The sequence below is a fragment of the Bradyrhizobium sp. 197 genome, from assembly GCF_023073375.1.
In the GTDB taxonomy this organism is placed as follows: Bacteria; Pseudomonadota; Alphaproteobacteria; order Rhizobiales; family Xanthobacteraceae; genus Bradyrhizobium.
Genome location: NZ_JADPJJ010000055.1, coordinates 328922 through 346948 on the forward strand (window position 1 = coordinate 328922; position 18027 = coordinate 346948).

General features: G+C 62.8%; 14 protein-coding genes. 3 read left to right on the forward strand and 11 right to left on the reverse strand.

The window, feature by feature from the left end:
• Positions 1–30: 30 nt before the first annotated feature.
• The 3 genes from IVB27_RS12965 to IVB27_RS12975 all read right to left on the reverse strand — a co-directional run bounded on the left by IVB27_RS12965 (position 31) and on the right by IVB27_RS12975 (position 4863).
• Entirely contained in the window at positions 31–3141 is a 3111-nt protein-coding gene (locus tag IVB27_RS12965; RefSeq protein ID WP_247444033.1) for an efflux RND transporter permease subunit, read from the reverse strand.
• A 120-nt stretch (positions 3142–3261) separates the two neighbouring features.
• Positions 3262–3642 carry a nuclear transport factor 2 family protein gene (locus IVB27_RS12970; RefSeq protein ID WP_247443947.1) on the reverse strand — a complete coding sequence of 127 codons (381 nt, stop codon included), beginning with the start codon at positions 3640–3642 and terminating at the stop codon, positions 3262–3264.
• 114 nt (positions 3643–3756) lie between these two features.
• Positions 3757–4863, reverse strand: coding sequence for an efflux RND transporter periplasmic adaptor subunit (locus IVB27_RS12975; RefSeq protein WP_247443948.1), 1107 nt, complete (start codon positions 4861–4863; stop codon positions 3757–3759).
• Positions 4864–5075: 212 nt separating this feature from the next.
• Here IVB27_RS12975 and IVB27_RS12980 point away from each other — a divergent pair, with 212 nt between their 5' ends.
• Complete coding sequence (locus IVB27_RS12980; protein ID WP_247443949.1) at positions 5076–5654, forward strand: TetR/AcrR family transcriptional regulator; 579 nt, start codon at positions 5076–5078, stop codon at positions 5652–5654.
• Positions 5655–5687: 33 nt separating this feature from the next.
• Entirely contained in the window at positions 5688–6539 is an 852-nt protein-coding gene (locus IVB27_RS12985; protein WP_247443950.1) for an alpha/beta fold hydrolase, read from the forward strand.
• A gap of 65 nt (positions 6540–6604) precedes the next feature.
• Here IVB27_RS12985 and IVB27_RS12990 read toward each other — a convergent pair whose 3' ends face one another.
• From IVB27_RS12990 to IVB27_RS13010, 5 genes are read right to left on the reverse strand one after another with little or no spacing between them, the layout of a single operon-like run.
• A complete protein-coding gene (locus IVB27_RS12990) occupies positions 6605–7444 on the reverse strand; it encodes an endonuclease/exonuclease/phosphatase family protein (RefSeq protein WP_247443951.1) in 840 nt (279 codons plus the stop codon).
• Complete coding sequence (locus IVB27_RS12995) at positions 7444–8253, reverse strand: carbohydrate ABC transporter permease (protein ID WP_247353546.1); 810 nt, start codon at positions 8251–8253, stop codon at positions 7444–7446. Before IVB27_RS12995 ends, IVB27_RS12990 begins: the two co-directional genes overlap by 1 nt.
• The gene (locus IVB27_RS13000) at positions 8250–9170 is read right to left on the reverse strand and encodes a carbohydrate ABC transporter permease (protein ID WP_247443952.1); all 921 of its coding nucleotides are present in this window, start codon (positions 9168–9170) and stop codon (positions 8250–8252) included. Before IVB27_RS13000 ends, IVB27_RS12995 begins: the two co-directional genes overlap by 4 nt.
• 45 nt (positions 9171–9215) lie before the next feature.
• The gene (locus IVB27_RS13005; RefSeq protein ID WP_247444034.1) at positions 9216–10475 is read right to left on the reverse strand and encodes an ABC transporter substrate-binding protein; all 1260 of its coding nucleotides are present in this window, start codon (positions 10473–10475) and stop codon (positions 9216–9218) included.
• Positions 10476–10531: 56 nt separating this feature from the next.
• Positions 10532–11551, reverse strand: a complete 1020-nt coding sequence (locus tag IVB27_RS13010; RefSeq protein ID WP_247443953.1) for an ABC transporter ATP-binding protein — start codon at positions 11549–11551, stop codon at positions 10532–10534.
• Between the two features lie 252 nt (positions 11552–11803).
• Between IVB27_RS13010 and IVB27_RS13015 the strand changes: the two genes are divergently transcribed.
• On the forward strand, positions 11804–12607 hold the full coding sequence (locus IVB27_RS13015) for a DeoR/GlpR family DNA-binding transcription regulator (RefSeq protein ID WP_247443954.1): 804 nt from the start codon (positions 11804–11806) through the stop codon (positions 12605–12607).
• A 436-nt stretch (positions 12608–13043) separates the two neighbouring features.
• On the opposite strand, the gene IVB27_RS13020 is transcribed toward IVB27_RS13015, so the two are convergent.
• Genes IVB27_RS13020 through IVB27_RS13030 form a run of 3 tightly spaced genes read right to left on the reverse strand, consistent with a single transcriptional unit; the run spans position 13044 to position 18027 of the window.
• Positions 13044–16232 carry an efflux RND transporter permease subunit gene (locus tag IVB27_RS13020; RefSeq protein WP_247443955.1) on the reverse strand — a complete coding sequence of 1063 codons (3189 nt, stop codon included), beginning with the start codon at positions 16230–16232 and terminating at the stop codon, positions 13044–13046.
• A complete protein-coding gene (locus tag IVB27_RS13025) occupies positions 16229–17623 on the reverse strand; it encodes an efflux RND transporter periplasmic adaptor subunit (RefSeq protein WP_247443956.1) in 1395 nt (464 codons plus the stop codon). The genes IVB27_RS13020 and IVB27_RS13025 overlap by 4 nt, the downstream gene beginning before the upstream one ends.
• Positions 17620–18027: a FixH family protein gene (locus tag IVB27_RS13030; protein ID WP_247353557.1), complete on the reverse strand. Its 408-nt coding sequence runs from the start codon at positions 18025–18027 to the stop codon at positions 17620–17622. The genes IVB27_RS13025 and IVB27_RS13030 overlap by 4 nt, the downstream gene beginning before the upstream one ends.

An 18027-nucleotide genomic window follows, 5' to 3' on the forward strand; every position in this document is an offset into this window, starting at 1 on the left:
GAATTTGAGCCGTCTGCTCCGCCCATAGAGCTACTCGGCAGCCATGACTGGAGTCAATTCAGGCTCTGCCGTCGAATCCTCATGCATCTCATCTGCTGTCGGCTTGATCCGGAACCACGCGGCATAAAGCGCAGGCAGGAACAGCAGGATCAGCACCGTGCCGACCGCCGTGCCACCAATCAGCGCGTAGGCCATCGATCCCCAGAAAACGGAATGCGTGAGGGGAATGAACGCCAGCACGGCGGCAAGCGCGGTCAGGATCACGGGCCTCGTGCGTTGCACCGTGGCCTCGATGACGGCGTGATAGTCATCAAGGCCGGCGGCAAGGTTCTCCTTGATTTGGTCCGTCATGATCAGGGTGTTGCGCATCAGGATGCCCGCCAGGCCTATCAGGCCCAGAATGGCGTTGAATCCGAAGGGCTGGTGAAAGATCAGCAACATCGGCACGACGCCGGCAAGGCCGAGTGGTCCGGTCAGCACGACCATGGCCATCATCGAGAAGGACCGGACCTGCAGCATGATGACGATCAGCATGGCGGCAATCATGACTGGAAAGATCGTCGCCAACGCGTCGTTGGCTTTGGTTGCCTCCTCGATCGATCCGCCCAGCTCGATGCGATAACCGGCCGGAAGAGATGCGATCAGCGGCTGAAGGGCCGTCTTGATGTCCTTGGAGACCTCCGGAGGTTGGGTTGCCTCGTTGATGTCCGACCTGATCATGACGACCGGGGTGCGATCGCGACGCTTCATGATCGGTTCTTCAAGTTGGACTTCCGAATGGCCGACCTGGTCGAGTGGAACCGCGCGGCCGTCTCGGCTCATCAATGAGAAATCCGCCAGTCGCGTCGGATCCAGCCGCTCGCCGCCGGCGCTGCGCGCCACGATGGGGACATTGCGAATGTCCTCGCGGACCTGCGTCACGGTGATGCCAGTGAGAAGGAACTGGAGTTGCCGGCCCACCTCCGCGGGCGAAAGGCCGATCAGGTTCAGCCGATCCTGATCCGGGATGAAGCGGAGCACGGGCGTGCGATCACCCCAATCGCGGTTCGCCTGGCGCACATCGGGAACGCCCCGCATGATACCGAGCGCTTTCTCAGAGATAGCGTACAATTCCGCCGGGTCGGGCCCCATGACCCGAAACTCGACAGGGAATGGCGTGTACGGTCCGAACACAAGCTGCGTGACGCGCACATTGGCCTCAGGCGCGAGCCCGTCCGACACCGCCTGTCGGAGCCGATGCTTCAAGACCTCGCGCGCTTCCGCGTCCGGTGTCAGCACGACGATCTTTGCGAAGGCCGGATCGGGCAGCTCCGGCGCCATCGCGAAGAAGAAGCGCGGAGCGCCCTGACCGACATAGCTCGTGACGATCTTGGCCTCCGACTGGCCGTCCAGCCAGCGTTCGAGCTTTGCGACGGTGGCAGTCGTCGTCTCGATGCTGGTGCCTTCCGGCAGACGAACTTCCACCAGAACTTCGGGGCGGTCGGACGTCGGGAAGAACTGCTGTTTGAGCCCACCCATGCCGGCGACGGAAAGCGCGAAAGCGACGGCGACAATGCCACAGGTCACGAACTTGTGGCGCACGACGAAGGTAATGAGCGCGCGCAGGCGCCGGTAGTTTGGCGTACCGTAAATCGCGTGGTGACCACCTTCGATCGGTTTGATCGCGGGCAGCATCTTGACGCCTAGATAGGGCGTGAAGACCACCGCGACGATCCAGGAGACGATGAGAGCGAATCCCACGACCCAGAAGATGTTGCCGGCGTATTCGCCGGCCGTCGATCGCGCGAAGCCCACCGGCAGGAAGCCTGCGATCGTCACGAGTGTTCCTGACAGCATCGGTGCCGCAGTGTGGCTCCACGCATAGGCTGCCGCCGAGATGCGGTCCATGCCCTCTTCCATTTTCACCACCATCACCTCGATGGCTATGATGGCGTCGTCGACGAGAAGGCCAAGCGCCAGGATAAGGGCGCCCAGCGTAATGCGGTCGAAGAAACGGCCGGTCTCCAGCATGATGAGGAACACGACGGCAAGCGTCAAAGGGACGGCAGCCGCGACAACGATTCCGACGCGCCAGCCGAGGCTGAGCAGGCTGACCAGCAGCACCACGCCGAGCGCCATCGCGAACTTCATCATGAATTCGTCAACCGACGAGGAGATGTTGACGGCCTGGTCGCTGACCTTGGCCAGCGTCATCCCGAGTGGCAGCGTCCGGGAGATCGCTGCGGACCTCTCCTCCAGCGCCTTGCCGAGCGCGAGGCCATTCCAGCCCTCCTGCATGACCGCCCCGAGCATGATGGAGGGCTCGCCCTGGTGCCGGATGAGGTAGGTGGGAGGATCCTCGTAACCGCGACGGACTTCGGCGATGTCGGACAGCTTCAGCGTTCGCCCGGCAGCGACGATCGGTGTGTCGGCGATTGCCTGGACGCTGTCATAGGCCCCCTCGACCCGGATGAAAACCTGGGGCCCCTTCGTGTCGATCGAGCCTGCCGGTGTAACGGTGTTCTGCCGCTGCAAGGCGGCGACGATATCCTGCGCCGACACACCGAGGGTTGCCAGCTTGGGATAGGAAAACTCGACAAATATCTGCTCGGGGCGTTCACCGAGGATGTTGATCTTCTTGACGCCGGATACGTGCAGGAGATCCTGGCGAATGGTCTCGGCTTGCCTGGCGAGCTCCCGCATCGGCATGCCCTTCGCCTTGAGGGCATAAAGGGCGAAGCTCACGTCCGAATATTCGTCGTTGATGAAGGGGCCGAGCACACCGGACGGCAGCTTGCGCGCTTCATCCCCGAGCTTCTTGCGGGCCTGGTAGAATTCCTCCTGCACGACGGATGGCGGTGTGCTGTCCTTCAGAGTAACGGTCATGTAGGCATAACCCGGCCGTGTGGTCGTCTCCACCCGGTCGTACCAGGTCAGCTCCTGAATCCGCTTCTCCAGGGGTTCGGCGACCTGGTCCTGCATCTCGCGAGCCGTCGCACCTGGCCATACCGTCGTGACCGTCAGGGTCTTGATGGTGAAGGAGGGGTCCTCCGCGCGCCCGAGCATGAGGAAGGCGTAGGCGCCCGCGGCCGCCAGCAGGACGATGAAGAACAGGGTTACGGCCCGTTCGCGAACGGCAATCGCGGAAAGATTGAAATTCATCATTTGGCCACTCCTATTTCCTCGACGTTCGTCCTAACGCTCGCGCCGTCCTGCAGCAGGTGGGCACCAAGTGAACCGCGCTTACCTAAAGAACGCGGGCCTCTGACTGCGCTTCTTCTGCTAGTTTACAATCGGTTCGGCGACAGCTTCTTTGAGGCCAGCTGCCGCTTGGGCGGCAAGCCCACGGGCCGCTTCCTGTGAATCTTGAAATTCCTCGAGTGCATAGACTCTACCCCACCGCAGGGTGAACACGTGGAGACCACGGTTGACGTACGACGCGTCGCCGTTGAGCAGCGTTGCGGTGGCGTCCCACCGGGCAAACACGGTAGTGTGCCACGGCCAGCCCTTCACCCAGATGTGGTTGACCGTGAGATGGAGAGTGGGCAGGACTCGGCCGAGGCGCTCAAACCAGCGGCGCAGGGCTTCTTTGTCGTGGCGCTCACCACCAAGCGCGTGGGCGCCGGAAACGCGGTGATGGACATGCGGCGCGACTGCTTTCACCGCTTCATCCCAGCGTTGTTGACGTGGTCAAAGGTCTTTCGGATTTCTTTTTTGACAATGTAACTGTACAGCATTTGACTTCTCCAACGGCGATCGCTGAAAGATTGAGGCTCATCAGTTACTCCTGCTTTCGGAGGCAGTCCTGACGTGAGCGCCCTCCTGCAGGAGATGTGCGCCCAACGAGACAACCCGAGCACCTGAGCTCAGCCCGGAGATAACGGCATTTTCGCTGGTCACACGCACAAGCTTGATGGGCTGAAAGCGTACCGTCGAGGTGCCGCTGTCGAACACCCAAACGCCGGTCTTTCTGCCGTCATCGAGCACCGCTCCCAGCGGCACCTGGACTTCCGGCAGAGTCCCCTGGCTTGCAAGCCGGATGGTGACCGTCGCGCCAAGCGGTGCCGCCGCGGCCTCACCATCGAGCACGTAACGGGCCTCATAGGTGCGGGTCTGGACATCGGCGGAATCCGACAACTGCCGGAGATGCGCAATAAAGCGCCCATCGCTCCCATACAGGCTCGCCTCAGCAAGCGAACCGATCGCCGGCCGCATTGTTTCGGGGAGCGCCACCACAGCTTCCCGAGGACCGGACTGTGCAAGCCGGACGACCGTCTGGCCCGCGGAGACCACTTGCCCCGGCTCGCCAAGCGTTTGCATGACCGTTCCGTTCGCATCCGCGACCAGGACGGAGTAGGTCGCCTGGTTTTCCGCGACGCGAGCGTCCGCTTCGGTCGCGGCGAGTTGCGCATTGGCCGTGTCCGACGCGGCCTTCGCCTGCTCGTAGCGCTGTTTGGAAGTCCATCCGTCGTTGACCAGATTGGCGTATCGCCGCTCATCTGCATCCGTCTGAACGACAGTTGCGCGCGCTGCGGCCACGGCGTTGCGCTTCGCCGTAAGCGCAAGGCGCAGATCGGTTTCGTCGATCCGCATCAGCGGCTCGCCGGCTTTGACCTGCTGACCGACATTTACCAGCCGTTCGACGATCTTGCCGGGAACGCGAAAACCGAGATTGCTTTCCACTCTCGCGCCCACAACGCCGGTGAAGCCGCGATCGGCTCCGGCCACCCGTGCAGCCGCCACCAGGCTGACCATCGGCGAATCCTGCCTCGGGTCGCGTGCCGCGGAGGCCTCATGAGTGGGAATGGCAAGAGTAGCAAGCACAGCCGCGCCAGACGCCGCGATCAGCACACCAGCCAGGACCACAAGTCTGCTCTTTTTCATCGCCATCTCCATGCCGCTTAGATTTCGTTTGACCTCTATAATTGGATTAGAGTTCATCCGCAATCTAAATAAGCCTTATCACGGGAGTGTGATTAAGGGAAATCGGTACGGGGACCTTTCTGCGGTGCCAATCTATCCCGCCCACTTGATAGATTGCATTCGACCTCTATCTATCATATAGATGTCAATCGAAATCCAAATGGAGGTCCAAAATGCGGGTAAGTCGCATTCAAGCTGCGGAGAACCGCCAGAGCGTGATCAATGTGGCCAGTCGCCTCTTCAGGGAGCGCGGCTTTGATGGCATCGGCCTCAAGGATCTGATGGAGGCCGCCGGACTGACCCAGGGCGCCTTCTACAAGCAGTTCGAGTCCAAGGAAGATTTGGCGGTCGAGGCGTCCAGGCGGGCATTGGAGAGCGCTTCCGGCCGATGGTCGGACGCGGCCGCCAAGAATCCCGATGATCCGCTCGGCACGGTGATCGCGTTTTACCTCAGCGGCGACCATCGCGGAGAAAGGATGGACGGCTGCCCGATCGTGGCACTCGGTTCAGATGCCGCCCGACAGGGCCCCGGCGTGAAGGCGGAATTCGAAACGGGGATCAAGGCGCATCTCGACGTGATCGGCCGCTTCGTTGCCCAGACTGGCGGCGAGGCCGACCGCGCCAAGGCCATGGCCATTCTCGCGACGATGGTCGGCGCCGTGACGCTATCGCGCGTCGTCAACGACCCCGAGCTGGCTCAGGCGCTTTTGGATGCCGCGGCCGAACAGGTTCGCGACGCCGCTGCCGCTTGAAAGCGCGCGCCCCTCGAAGCACGGAGAGATCGAATGCTCAGCATGACTGAAGTTAAACCAAGCCTGCTGAAGATATCGGATACGCTGAGCGTCCGTTTTCAAAAGACCGGCAGCGGGCCCCCGCTGCTCCTCATACATACGATCCGGACCCAGCTCGAATATTTCCGCAGTCTTGCGCCCCTCCTCGCCAGATCGCACACGGTGTACGCCATTGACCTCCCAGGCCACGGCCACTCACCAATAGATCCGAGCGCGAGCTTCGACGAGCCCTACTTCAGGCAGTCCGTCATTCGCTTCATCGAGGAGCTTAATCTCTCGGAGGTCACGATCGTTGGCGAGTCGATCGGCGGGGCATTGGCCCTCACGGTGGCGGCGTCGCTTCCGCAGCGGGTGAAGCGCGTCTATGCGATCAACCCCTACGACTACGAGACCCGCTACGGGGACGGCATTCGACGCGGCAACTGGTTCTCGAATTTCATCATCGGAAGCCTGCAGGTCCCGTTGCTCGGCGCGATGAATGCATCGCTCGAAAACAAGCTGGTCCTCGGCAAGATCATGAGCGGCGGATATCACGACCCGCGCAAACTGCCGGCCGATCTGCTCGCTGAGTTCGATGAAGTGGCCCGCCGCCCGGGATACAAGCGGATCGCACGCAAGGTGCTGGCGGGCTGGCGATCCTGGAGCAAGGCACGCGATGACTATCGGCAAATCTCGGCGCCTGTGACGCTCATTTATGGCGACAGCGATTGGTCTCGGCCCAATGAACGCGAACGCACACGGGCGCTCATTCCAACCGCGCGGATCGTGACGCTGAAGAATACGGGACACTTCTCAGCTGTTGAGAATCCGTCGGAGCTGGCTCGCGTGATCATGGAGACAAAATAAGTGCAATCACATTCAAGCTCTTGGGCAGCGGCGGACGCTTAGTAGGAACCCTCGACTCCGCCCCTCTAATCCGCCAATTCGATGAAGAGCGGCTGATGATCGGAAGCATCTGTCTTGCCATTAACATCGACGCCAAGGACACGGCTGGCCAAATCCTCCGTCACGAAAATAAAATCTCGGCAATCAGGTCCTGCTATCCATTGCGCGTGATCGTATAGCCCGCAGGTCGGCGACCGCTGCCGGTCTGGACGACTAGCCGTCCAGGCATCGCGATAGTTGAGGCCCGGCCGATTCGATTGATCGATCATGGCGTGCTGGGGATCGGCAACGTCGCAATTGAAATCGCCGCACATCAGGCTGGACGCGGCGACCGTCTGGCTTTCATAGGGCTCGACGGGCCCTCCGGCCGGTGCCTTGGGACTGATCGATGCATCCTCTTGCAGGTCCAGCAAACGCTTGATCTGCGCCTCCCGCTGGGCGACCGAATAATATTCGAGATGGGTATTGACGATACGGATCGCACCAAACGCAGTCTGGACCGTTACTTCCAGGGCATGGCGCCGCATGCTGCGCACCGTGCCTGCGCCAGACCACGGCAGGATGTGGTTGTTGATCTGCACGACCGGCAGGCGCGATAGGGTCATGTTGCCGAAGCGATGCAGTTGGCCTGCCTGATCGACGGTTTCGATCGCAGGCCGAAATATCGCCATGTAGCCCGGCAGCAGCGCGGCGAGCTCTGCGCTCTGATCCCCTCCCCCGTCGTGCCTGGAGAAGTTCGAACTCACCTCCTGGAAGCAGAAGACGTCGGCATCCACCGTGTCCCTTGCGACCTCGACGATCCTCGCCAGATCAGTAACGCCGTCGCAACCCTTGCCGCACTGAATATTCCAGGTAAGAAGCCGCATCAACGAATTCCCGCGCGCATGAAGGATTGGACGAACTGCCGCTGGAAGAGCAGGAAGGCGATCAGCAGCGGTGCCATAGTCATCACCGTTGCCGCCGTGATGACCGACCAGTCCACGCCGGTCTCCGGCGCGCCGAACACCGCAAGGCCCACGGTCAGCGGGCGCGCTTCGACAGAGTTCGTCACGATCAGCGGCCACAGGAAATTGTTCCAGTGGTAGCTGACCGACACGAGGCCGAATGCCACGTAGGTCGGACGCGCCAGCGGGACATAGACCCGCCAGAGAATCCCTAATGGTCCAGACCCTTCGACCCGGGCCGCATCGACGAGTTCCTGAGGGACGCTTTTAAAAGTCTGCCGAAGCAGGAAGATGCCGAAGGCGCTGGCGAGATAAGGCAACGCAATCGCAGGGATTGTGTCCAGCAGGCCGAGCTTGGCAATTGCGCGATAATTCTCGACGATCAGCACGTCGGGCATGATCATCAATTGCAGCAGGACAAGCGCGAAGGCGATGCCGCTGCCCTTGAACTTGAAGCGCGCAAACGCATAGGCCGCCAGCGTCGACAGGATGAGTTGCCCGACCAGAACCAGCGTCACCAGCACTATCGTATTGAGATAGTAGCGGGCGAACGGCGCCTGCTTCCAGGCGCGGGCGAAGTTCTCCAGCGTCCAGGGTGCGGACAAGCTGAACGACGTTGCATAGGCGGCCGGATGCAGTGCGCTCCAGAAGGCGTAGGCCAGCGGCGCGAGCCAGATCAGCGCCAGAAGCCACGCGGCGACAGCCTCGATGGGATGTGTCCGGCCTCTCATTGATAGTGGATCCTGCGATCGAGATAGCCGAACTTGATCAGCGCGACGGCGCTCAGCAGCACCAGAAGCACCACTGTCAACGTCGCCGCGTAGGATGAATCCTGGAACGTGAAGGCGACTTCGTAGATGTAGTAGAGCAACAGCGTGCTGGCGTTGTTAGGACCGCCCTTGGTCATGATGACGAGGTGATCGACCAGCTTGAACGAGTTGATGACCGCGTTGATCGCGACGAACAGAGTGGTCGGCATCAGCAGCGGGAACGTGATCCGGCGGAATGTGTACCATCGGCTCGCCCCCTCGATGGACGCAGCCTCTTCGAGATCCGGCGAGAGCTGCTGGAGGGCCGCGAGATAGAAGATCATGAAGAAGCCGGCTTCCTTCCAGATCACCATGACGATCAGGCAGCCCATGACCGTCGAGGGATCGCCGAGCCAATTCCAGCCGGCGAGGCCAAAGTTTCCGCGCAACTGATCGAGCAGCCCATAGTCCGGGGTGTAGAAGAACAGCCAGATGTTCGCGACCGCGATCATCGGCAGTACGGTCGGAGTAAAATAGGCCAAACGCAGAAAGCCGCGGCCGCGCATGTTGCGATTGACCCAGATCGCCATGACCAGCGCCAGCGCGATCGACGTCGGAACTGTGCCGAGCGCGAACCAGAAATTATTGACCAGCGCCTTCCAGAAGATCGGGTCGGCCGCCATAGCCTGATAACTGTCGAGGCCGACAAAGACCTCGGTGCCGTTGCGGCGTGTAATGAACAGCGAATGCCGGACCGTCGCGAGGATCGGGTAATGGGTGAACGCGATCAACAGCACTGCCGCCGGCAACAGCAGCAGCCAGGCGTTCACGGCATTCCACCACGCCTGCGAGCCGGCGCGGCGCGGAGAAGCCTGTGATGAGGCGACGGTATCGGACATCCCTGTATCAGCGGGATGGCGGCGAGCCGCCATCCCGCCTTTTCCTTACTTGTAGGCGCGCAAGACGCGATCGGCCTGCTGCTGGGCGACGGCGAGCGCCTCCTGCGGCTTCTGCGTGCCGGTGATCGCGGCTTGCACGGCATCGCCGACGAACTTGTAGATGCGGCCGTTCTCGTGGACGGAGAGTTCCGGCACCGCGTGCTCGAGCTGGTCGCGCGCGACGGTCGCTTGCGGGAAGCCCTTGGCATATTCCGTCATCGCACTGGTCTTGTAGGCGGCCGGGGACACAGCCACGTAGCCGGTCTTCATGCTCCATTCCGCTGCACGGTCTGGCGCCGTCATCCACTGGATGAACTTGACCGCTGCCTTCTGCTGCTCCGGGGAGGCGCTTTTGAAGATATAGAAATTGCCCCCGCCGGTCGGCGATCCGCGCTGCTCCTTGGCCGGAAGCATGGCCACACCGAACTGGAACTTCGCGGCATCCTTGACCGCCGTCAGGTTGCCGGTGGTGTGCCACATCATCGCCGTCTTGCCTTCGAGGAAGTCGGTGCGCAGTGTGGCCCAGTCGATGCTGCCCGCGGGCGCCACGTTGTGCTTGCGCGACAGATCGACCCAGTAGTCAAGCGCGGCGACCGTCTTCGGTGCGGTCAGATACACCTCATTGCCGGGCTCGTTCATCATCTTCTGGCCGTTCTCGATGGCCAGCGCCTGCAGCATCCAGTAAGCGTAACCGGTCGAGGGAATTTCGACACCCCAGCGCGTGGTGTTTCCGGCACCGTCCTTCTTGACGAGTTTCTTCGACATCTCGACCAGTTCGTCCCAGGACGCCGGCGCCTTCTCCGGATCGAGGCCGGCTTCCTTGAAGGCCTCCTTGTTCCAGTACAGCACGATCGTCGAACGCTGGAACGGGATGCTCCAGGTCTTGCCGTCGATCTGCCCGTTCGCCATGAACGCCGGATAAAAATCCTTGAACCACGCCTTGTCGCTGACGAGGCCGTCGATCGGCACGATCGCGTTCTCGTCCATGAGCGTGAACACGTCGGTGGACAGCAGCACCGACAATTGCGGCGGTTGGCCGCCCTTCATCGCTGTCATCGCCTTGGTCATCGTGTCCGTGTAATTGCCGGCATAGACCGCCGTCACCTTGACGTCCGGATTGTCCTTCTCGAAGCGCGAGACCATGTCATCGATGATCTTGGTGACGGGACCGCCGACCGCGACCGGATAGTACATCGTGAGGTCCACCGCTGCCGCCGGACGGGCGGCGCCCATGGACAGCGCAGCGAAAGCAGCTGCCATCAACATTGTTCGGCGCGCAAACATCCTAGTCTCCTTCGTTATCCGCCCTGACACCGCCGCCCTCATCGGTCGGATGCTGCCAGACGGCCCTCTTTGACAATGCTCTCCAACCGAACTTCCGTGGTCGAATCGAACCGGTGTTCGTAATCCGCATCCCAGGCAATTCGGATATCCTCGCCCGGTCGAACCTTGCTGAAGCCGTCAAGCCGCACCGAGATGGGCTGCCCACCCATCTCGCACAGCATGATGCTGTCCGCGCCGAGATGCTCGACGGCCTTGACGCGCACAACATGATCGCCGCCGGAGACGATGCTGATGTGCTCCGGCCTGAGGCCAATGAGCTTGTCGCCCTGGCGCACGAGATTCATCGGCGGCGTGCCAATGAACCGTGCCGTGAAAGCCGTTGCCGGACGATTGTAGAGTTCTTCCGGCGAGCCGTTCTGCTCGACGCGGCCGTCGCGCATCAGCACGACGCGGTCCGCCATCGTCATCGCCTCAGTCTGATCGTGGGTCACGTAGACCATGGTGATGCCGAGGCGCTGCTGCAGCGCGCGGATTTCCGTCCGCATCTCGTGCCGCAACTTGGCGTCCAGATTTGAAAGCGGCTCGTCCATGAGGCAGACGCGCGCCTCCGCGATAATAGCGCGGCCGAGCGCTACCCGCTGGCGTTGCCCGCCGGACAATTGCGACGGCTTGCGCTCCAGCAGACCACTGAGTCCGACAATGTCGGCGACGCGCCGGAGCCGCTCGTCCCGCTCTGCGCGAGACACGCGGCGCACGCGCAGTCCGAAGACGATGTTCTCGGCCACGCTTAGATGCGGAAACAGGGCGTAGGACTGGAAGACCATTGAGATCTTCCGTTGCGCCGGAGTGAGATGCGTAACATCGATGCCGCCAATAGTGATCGTGCCGACGGCGGCCTCCTCGAGGCCCGCGATCAATCGAAGCGTCGTCGACTTGCCGCATCCGGAGGGCCCGAGCAGCACCAGCAGCGAGCCTTCGTCGGCTGTCAGGCTGACGTCATCGACAGCGCGCATCGATCCCCAAAATTTGGAGACGTGGCTCAGCGTAATCGCTGACATGGTCTGTTCGCTCTCAAATGCCGGGTTCGGTGCCGGGCACCGGCGTGGCCATTCATACCGGCTTTGTCCTGCCCTCGCGGAGCAGCCAAAGGCTCCTCACCCCAAGCAGACCGATCCATGCCGTTCCTCCAGACCGCGCAACTTCATTGGCGCAGCAATTATTATGTTCATATGAACATAGTGTGACCCCATATGAAACAGAAAATTGCGTCTAAAGCGTTCAAATGATACTTTGGTTGGAACGGATCAATTATGCTCAAGACCTCCACCTCACGTCGAGCCCCCATACTAGAGATCGTGCGCGAGCAAGGCTTCGCCTCGATCGAGCAACTTGCGACGCGTTTTGAGGTGACGCAGCAGACCATTCGCCGTGTCGTGAATGCGCTCTGCGACCAAGGATTGCTCCGGCGAATCCACGGCGGTGTCAGCCTTCCCGTCCAGAACCAGAATTTGGCCTATGGAAGCCGGCAAGGTTTGAACGCCGTCGCCAAGCAGCGCATTGCGCATGCGACCGCCAGGTTCATTCCCGATGGAGTATCGCTGATGATCGGACTTGGCACGACGCCAGAATACGTTGCGCAGGCACTATCCCGTCGTCAGGATCTGCGCGTCATCACCAACAATCTGAACGTGGCTGCTGCATTCGCACAAAACCCTGAGGTCGAGATTACGATCGCCGGCGGCACCCTCCGCCCGCTTGATCGGGATATTGTTGGCGAGGCCGCCGCGCGCTTCTTCGCGGGTTTTCGAGCCGACTACGGGATCTTCGGTGTCGGCGGCATCGATCAAGACGGCGCGCTGCTGGATTTTCACATGGACGAGGTTCAAGCACGTCAATCGATCGTCGCCAATTCGCGCACGGCGGTGCTCGTCGCCGACACGACCAAGTTCGGTCGCAACGCGACGGTGCGAGGCGGCCATCTCGACGATTGTCACCACCTCTTCACCGACGGCCCGTTGCCGCCCGCCTTTGGGCCGATCTCCACCAGATACGCCGATCGTATTCACGCAAGAGACTACACTCGCGAGGAATCCGAGCGGCTTAGCTACGACTGAACGGCACCGGCTGACGAACGCGTCCGTTTGCGTTACTTGAGCGAAGCCGCTCGCGCATACTCGTTCTGCCGCTCGCCCTCCGAACTTCGTACGCCATCAAAACTCCCTTCCGGAAAGCTCCCTGGAAAGAGCTCCACGCGAAACTCCTGGAGTTGCAAGGGTGAAGTCGCCCTTCCCCGCGAGCCGGCATCCCATTCGCGACCGCGCACGTTACCTACCTAAAGCTGCAGTGCTCGGCATACTGCTCGATCGATCGTTCATTCATCTGTATCGCTGGGGGTCCATTGTACCGCGAAGTTCGGATCAACTCCGTCCATACGCAAGTTGGGCCCGCACCGTTGTCCTGACGGTGCATCGGCCACGCTCGATCGCCGTTCGATCGTCTAAGTCGTGCCATGCCCGGCTCGAGGACTTCGCGCATGGCGCCTTGTCGATCTTATTTAGCAGGCTGCAGCACTCGCTCCTTGACGGGCTCCTTTGTCTGATCTGCCGACTGGGCCCTGCCCTGATCACCGGGCGGAAGTCCGAAGCCCTTCACCAATCCGAAGATCGCCGGGATCACGATCAGCGTCAGCAGCGTGGAGGAGATCATCCCGCCGATCATCGGCACCGCGATCCGCTGCATGATTTCGGAGCCGGTCCCGGTGCTCCACATGATCGGCAGCAGGCCCGCCATGATCGCGACCACAGTCATCATCTTGGGCCGGACGCGCTCCACCGCGCCCTCCATGACGGCGTCGTAGAGATCGCCGCGGGTCAGGGCCCGCCCCTCGGCGGCACGCCTCGCCGCAGTCTCCGCCAGCGCCTGGTTGAGGTAGATTAGCATGACAACGCCGGTCTCGGCCGCGACGCCGGCGAGCGCGATGAAGCCGACGGCGACGGCAACGGAGAGGTTGAAGCCCAGCCACCACATCAGCCAAAGCCCGCCGACCAGCGCGAACGGCAGCGAGAGCATGACGATCATCGTCTCGGTGATCGAGCGGAAGTTCAGGTAGAGTAGCAGGAAGATGATCATCATCGTCAGGGGAACGACGATCTTCAGCCGCGCGGTGGCCCGCTCCAGGTATTCGTACTGGCCGCTCCACATCACGTAGTAGCCGGCCGGAAACCGGATGCTGGCCTGCACGGCGGCTTTCGCGTCCGCGACGTAGCCCCCGAGGTCGCGGTCGCGGATGTCGACGTAGACGTAGGTCGCGAGCTGCCCGTTCTCGGTCCGGATCGAGGTCGGCCCGCGCGCCGGCGCGACCTTCGCCACTTCGCCGAGCGGCACAGCGCCGCCGGCGGGCATCGGCACCAGCACGTCGTTGGCGATAGCCTGCGGATTGTCGCGCAGATCGCGCGGATAGCGCATGTTGACGGTGAAGCGCTGCCGGCCTTCCACGGTGGTGGTCACCGTCTGCCCGCCCAGCGCCATAGCGATCGTGTCCTGCACGTCTTGGACCATGATGCCGTAACGAGCCAGCGCGGCCCTGTCCGGCGTGACCTCGAGGTAGTAGCCGCCGATCCCGCGCTCGGCGTAGGCCGATGAGGTACCCGGAACGGTTTTGAGGACCTGCTCGATCTGCTTGGCGAGCTTGTCGATCTCGACGAGATCCGTCCCGATCACCTTGGCCCCGATAGGCGTCCTGATCCCCGTCGACAGCATGTCGATGCGCGCCTTGATCGGCATGGTCCAGGCGTTCGACACCCCGGGAAACTGCAGCGCCTTGTCCATCTCGGCGATGAGCCCGTCGATGGTCATGCCGGGGCGCCACTCTTCCTTCGGCTTGAGGTTGACGAGGGTTTCGAACATCTCGGACGGTGCCGGATCGGTGGCGGTCGCGGCGCGCCCTGCCTTGCCGTAGACCGAGGCGACTTCCGGAAAGGATCGAATGATTCGGTCCTGGGTCTGCATCAGTTCGCCGGCCTTGGTGACGGAGATGCCCGGCAGCGTGGTCGGCATGTAGAGCAGCGTGCCTTCATTGAGGTTCGGCATGAACTCGGTGCCGAGCTGGCGCGCCGGCCAGATGCTCACGGCCAGCACGGCGAGCGCGAGCACGACCACCAGCGTCTTCGCCCGCATGACGCCCTTGATCACCGGGCGGTAGATCCAGATCAGGAACCGGTTGATCGGATTCCGGTGCTCCGGAACGATCCGCCCGCGCACGAAGATCACCATCAGCGCCGGCACCAACGTCACCGAGAGAAGCGCGGCGGCCGCCATCGAGAACGTCTTGGTGAACGCAAGCGGGCTGAACAGCCGACCCTCCTGCGATTCGAGCGTGAAGATCGGCATGAACGACACGGTGATGATCAGCAGGCTGAAGAACAGCGCCGGCCCGACCTCGGCCGCGGCGGCAATCAGGACGTCGATCCTGGACTTTCCCGGCTCGGCGCGTTCGAGGTGCTTGTGCGCGTTCTCGATCATGACGATGGCCGCATCGACCATGGCGCCGATCGCGATTGCGATGCCGCCGAGGCTCATGATGTTGGAGCCGAGGCCCAGCAGCTTCATGGCACCAAACGCCATCAAGATGCCGACCGGCAGCATCAGGATCGCAACAAGCGCGCTGCGCACGTGCAGCAGGAACACGATGCAGACCAGCGCGACAACGACGCTTTCTTCGAACAGCGTGTGCTTGAGGGTGTCGATTGCCGCGTAGATCAGGTTGGAGCGATCGTAGACCGGGACGATCTCGACGGACTTCGGCAGACTCGAGGCGATCTCCCGGAAGCGCTTCTTGACGTTCTGGATCACCTCCAGAGCATTGAGGCCGAAGCGCTGCAGCACGATGCCGCTGGCGACCTCGCCCTCGCCGTTCAGCTCCGCGATGCCGCGCCGCTCGTCGGGGCCGAGTTCGACCCTTGCCACGTCGCGCAGCAGCACGGGCGTGCCGCCGGACGTCTTCAGCACGATGTCGCCGAGGTCGTTGATCGACTTGATGTAGCCCTTGCCGCGGATGACGTACTCGAATTCGGAGAGTTCGACCGTTCGCCCGCCGACGTCGGCGTTGCTGGCGCGGATGGCGTCACGCATCTTTTGCATGGTGATCCCCCGGTCGCGCATGCGCTGCGGATCGAGGATCACGTTGTACTGCTTGACGAACCCGCCGACGCTCGCGACTTCCGCGACGCCCTCGGCCTTGGCCAGCGCGAACTTCAGATTCCAGTCCTGGATGGTCCGCGTGTCGGCGAGGTTCAGCTCCTTCGACATCACCGCGTACTGGTAGACCCAGCCGACGCCGGTCGCGTCGGGACCGATCGTGGGTGTGACACCGGCCGGCAGGCGCGCGCTGGCGCCATTGAGGAATTCCAGCACGCGCGAGCGCGCCCAATAGATGTCCGTGCCGTCCTCGAAGATCACGTACACGAAAGAGACGCCGAAGAACGAGAAGCCGCGGACCACCTTCGATTTCGGGACCGTCAGCATCGCCGTCGTCAGCGGATAGGTGACCTGGTCCTCGATCACCTGCGGCGCCTGGCCGGGGTACTCGGTGTAGACGATCACCTGGGTATCCGAGAGATCCGGGATGGCATCGAGCGGCAGATGCAGAAGCGCGTACAGTCCCGCCGCGGCGGCGAAGCCGGTCCCGAACAGGACCAGCAACAGGTTGCGGGCGGACCAGGCGATGAGGCGTGCGATCATTGCCGCGCCCCTTCGGCAAAGCCCTTCAGGGCGGCCTTCAGGTTGCTTTCGGCATCGATCAGGAAATTCGCCGAGACCACCACGGCGTCGCCCTCCGCGAGGCCCTGCCGGATCTCCACGAAGCCGCCGCCCCGGTGGCCGAGCTTGACCTCGCGCGGCTCCAGCCGACCCTGCCCCTTGTCGATGAAAACGGCCTGCCGGCTCCCGGTGTCCACCACGGCGCTCTCCGGCACCGCGAGGACGGCCTCGCCGCTACCGGTGTCGATGCCGGCGTCGATGTACATGTCGTGCAGCAGGATCAGGTCCGGATTCTGCAGTTCAACGCGGACGCGCGCGGTCCGGGTCTCCTTGTTGATCTCGGGATAGATCACCTGGACCTGCCCAGTGAACTCCCGGCCCGGAAAGCTCCGCGCCTTCACCGCGACGGGCTGGCCCTTGGCGATCATGCCCAGATCGCGTTCGGCGACGTCGATCAGCGCCCAAACAAGGGAGTGGTCGGCGATCCGGAACAGGACGCCGCCGGGCTGCACGCGCATGCCTTCGATGGCATTGCGCTCCAGCACGATGCCGTCGCGCGGCGAAGTCCACTCGATCGAGGTCGGCACGGTCCGGCTCTTCTCGATGGCGGAGATCGCAGCATCGGGCACGTCCAGATTCATCAGGCGCTGCCGCGATCCACGGCCATACTGAACGTCGCCGCTGGTCGTCTTCGAGGTGATGGTGGTCAGGTACTCGGCCGCCGCGGAGGACACCGCGGGGCTGTAGACCTCCATCAGGGGCTGGCCCTTGGCAACATGCGATCCGGTGGTGACGTCGGCGACCTTAAGGATGAAGCTTTCCGCCCGCATTGCGATCACGGAAATCCGCCGCTCGTCGAGGGCGATCGTGCCCGGCGCCCTGACGACGGTCCGGATCACCCGCCTCGCTGCGGGCTCCGACTTGACGCCGGTACGCTGGATCTTCCCCGGGGAGAGCTTGACGGAGCCGTCGTCGCTGTCCTCGCCCTCGTAGACCGGGATGTAGTCCATCCCCATGGAATCTTTCTTCGGCGCCGGGGAGGTGTCCGGCAGGCCCATGGGATTGCGGTAGTATTTGATCCGTCGCGCTCCGGAATCGCCGGCCGTTGTCGCCGGCTGGTCGTCGTCGAAGCCGACGTCGGCGCCAGCGGGCACAGCGCGGTAATCCCGGCCGTCCGGCGTCTTTCTTGGCACAAGCGAGTAAGACGGCTTGCCGTCCGGATCCTGGTAGTAGATCGGGGCGCCGCTCTCCTCGGCCGCAGCGAGGCCGATCACGGCTCGAGCCGCCGGCCGCTGCGGGCCGGCGATGACGAATGCGATCCCGGCCGCCGCGATCAACGCGGCGACCAGGCTTGTGGCGATGGGGCGGGTCATTTGTGCGCCGTGATGACGAGCTTGTTCTCGACGCTACCCGTCTCGCCCTGGACCTTGGCGCCCAGCGAAAGCTGCCACCGTCCCGCCATGCCAAAGCTTGCCTTGAAGCGGTAGGTGCCGGGCTCGGTCCCGGGCATGGCCGTGACCTTGGTCGCCATCTCCTGCATCCCGTCCGGAGCCATGTCCAAACGGCTGGCGAAGATCACCGCCTCCGGCACCGGTTTGCCGGTTTTGGTGTTCACGAGCCTGACGGTGATGATCTTGTCGGGCCCGGCCTGGACCGACTGGTCGACGAGCTCGAACGTGTAGTCCTTGATGTCGGCCAATGCGGCCGTGCTTGTGCCGCCGATGGTCGCAGCGATCAACGCGGCCTGGACGGCCCGCGCGAAGGTAGACGTCTTCAT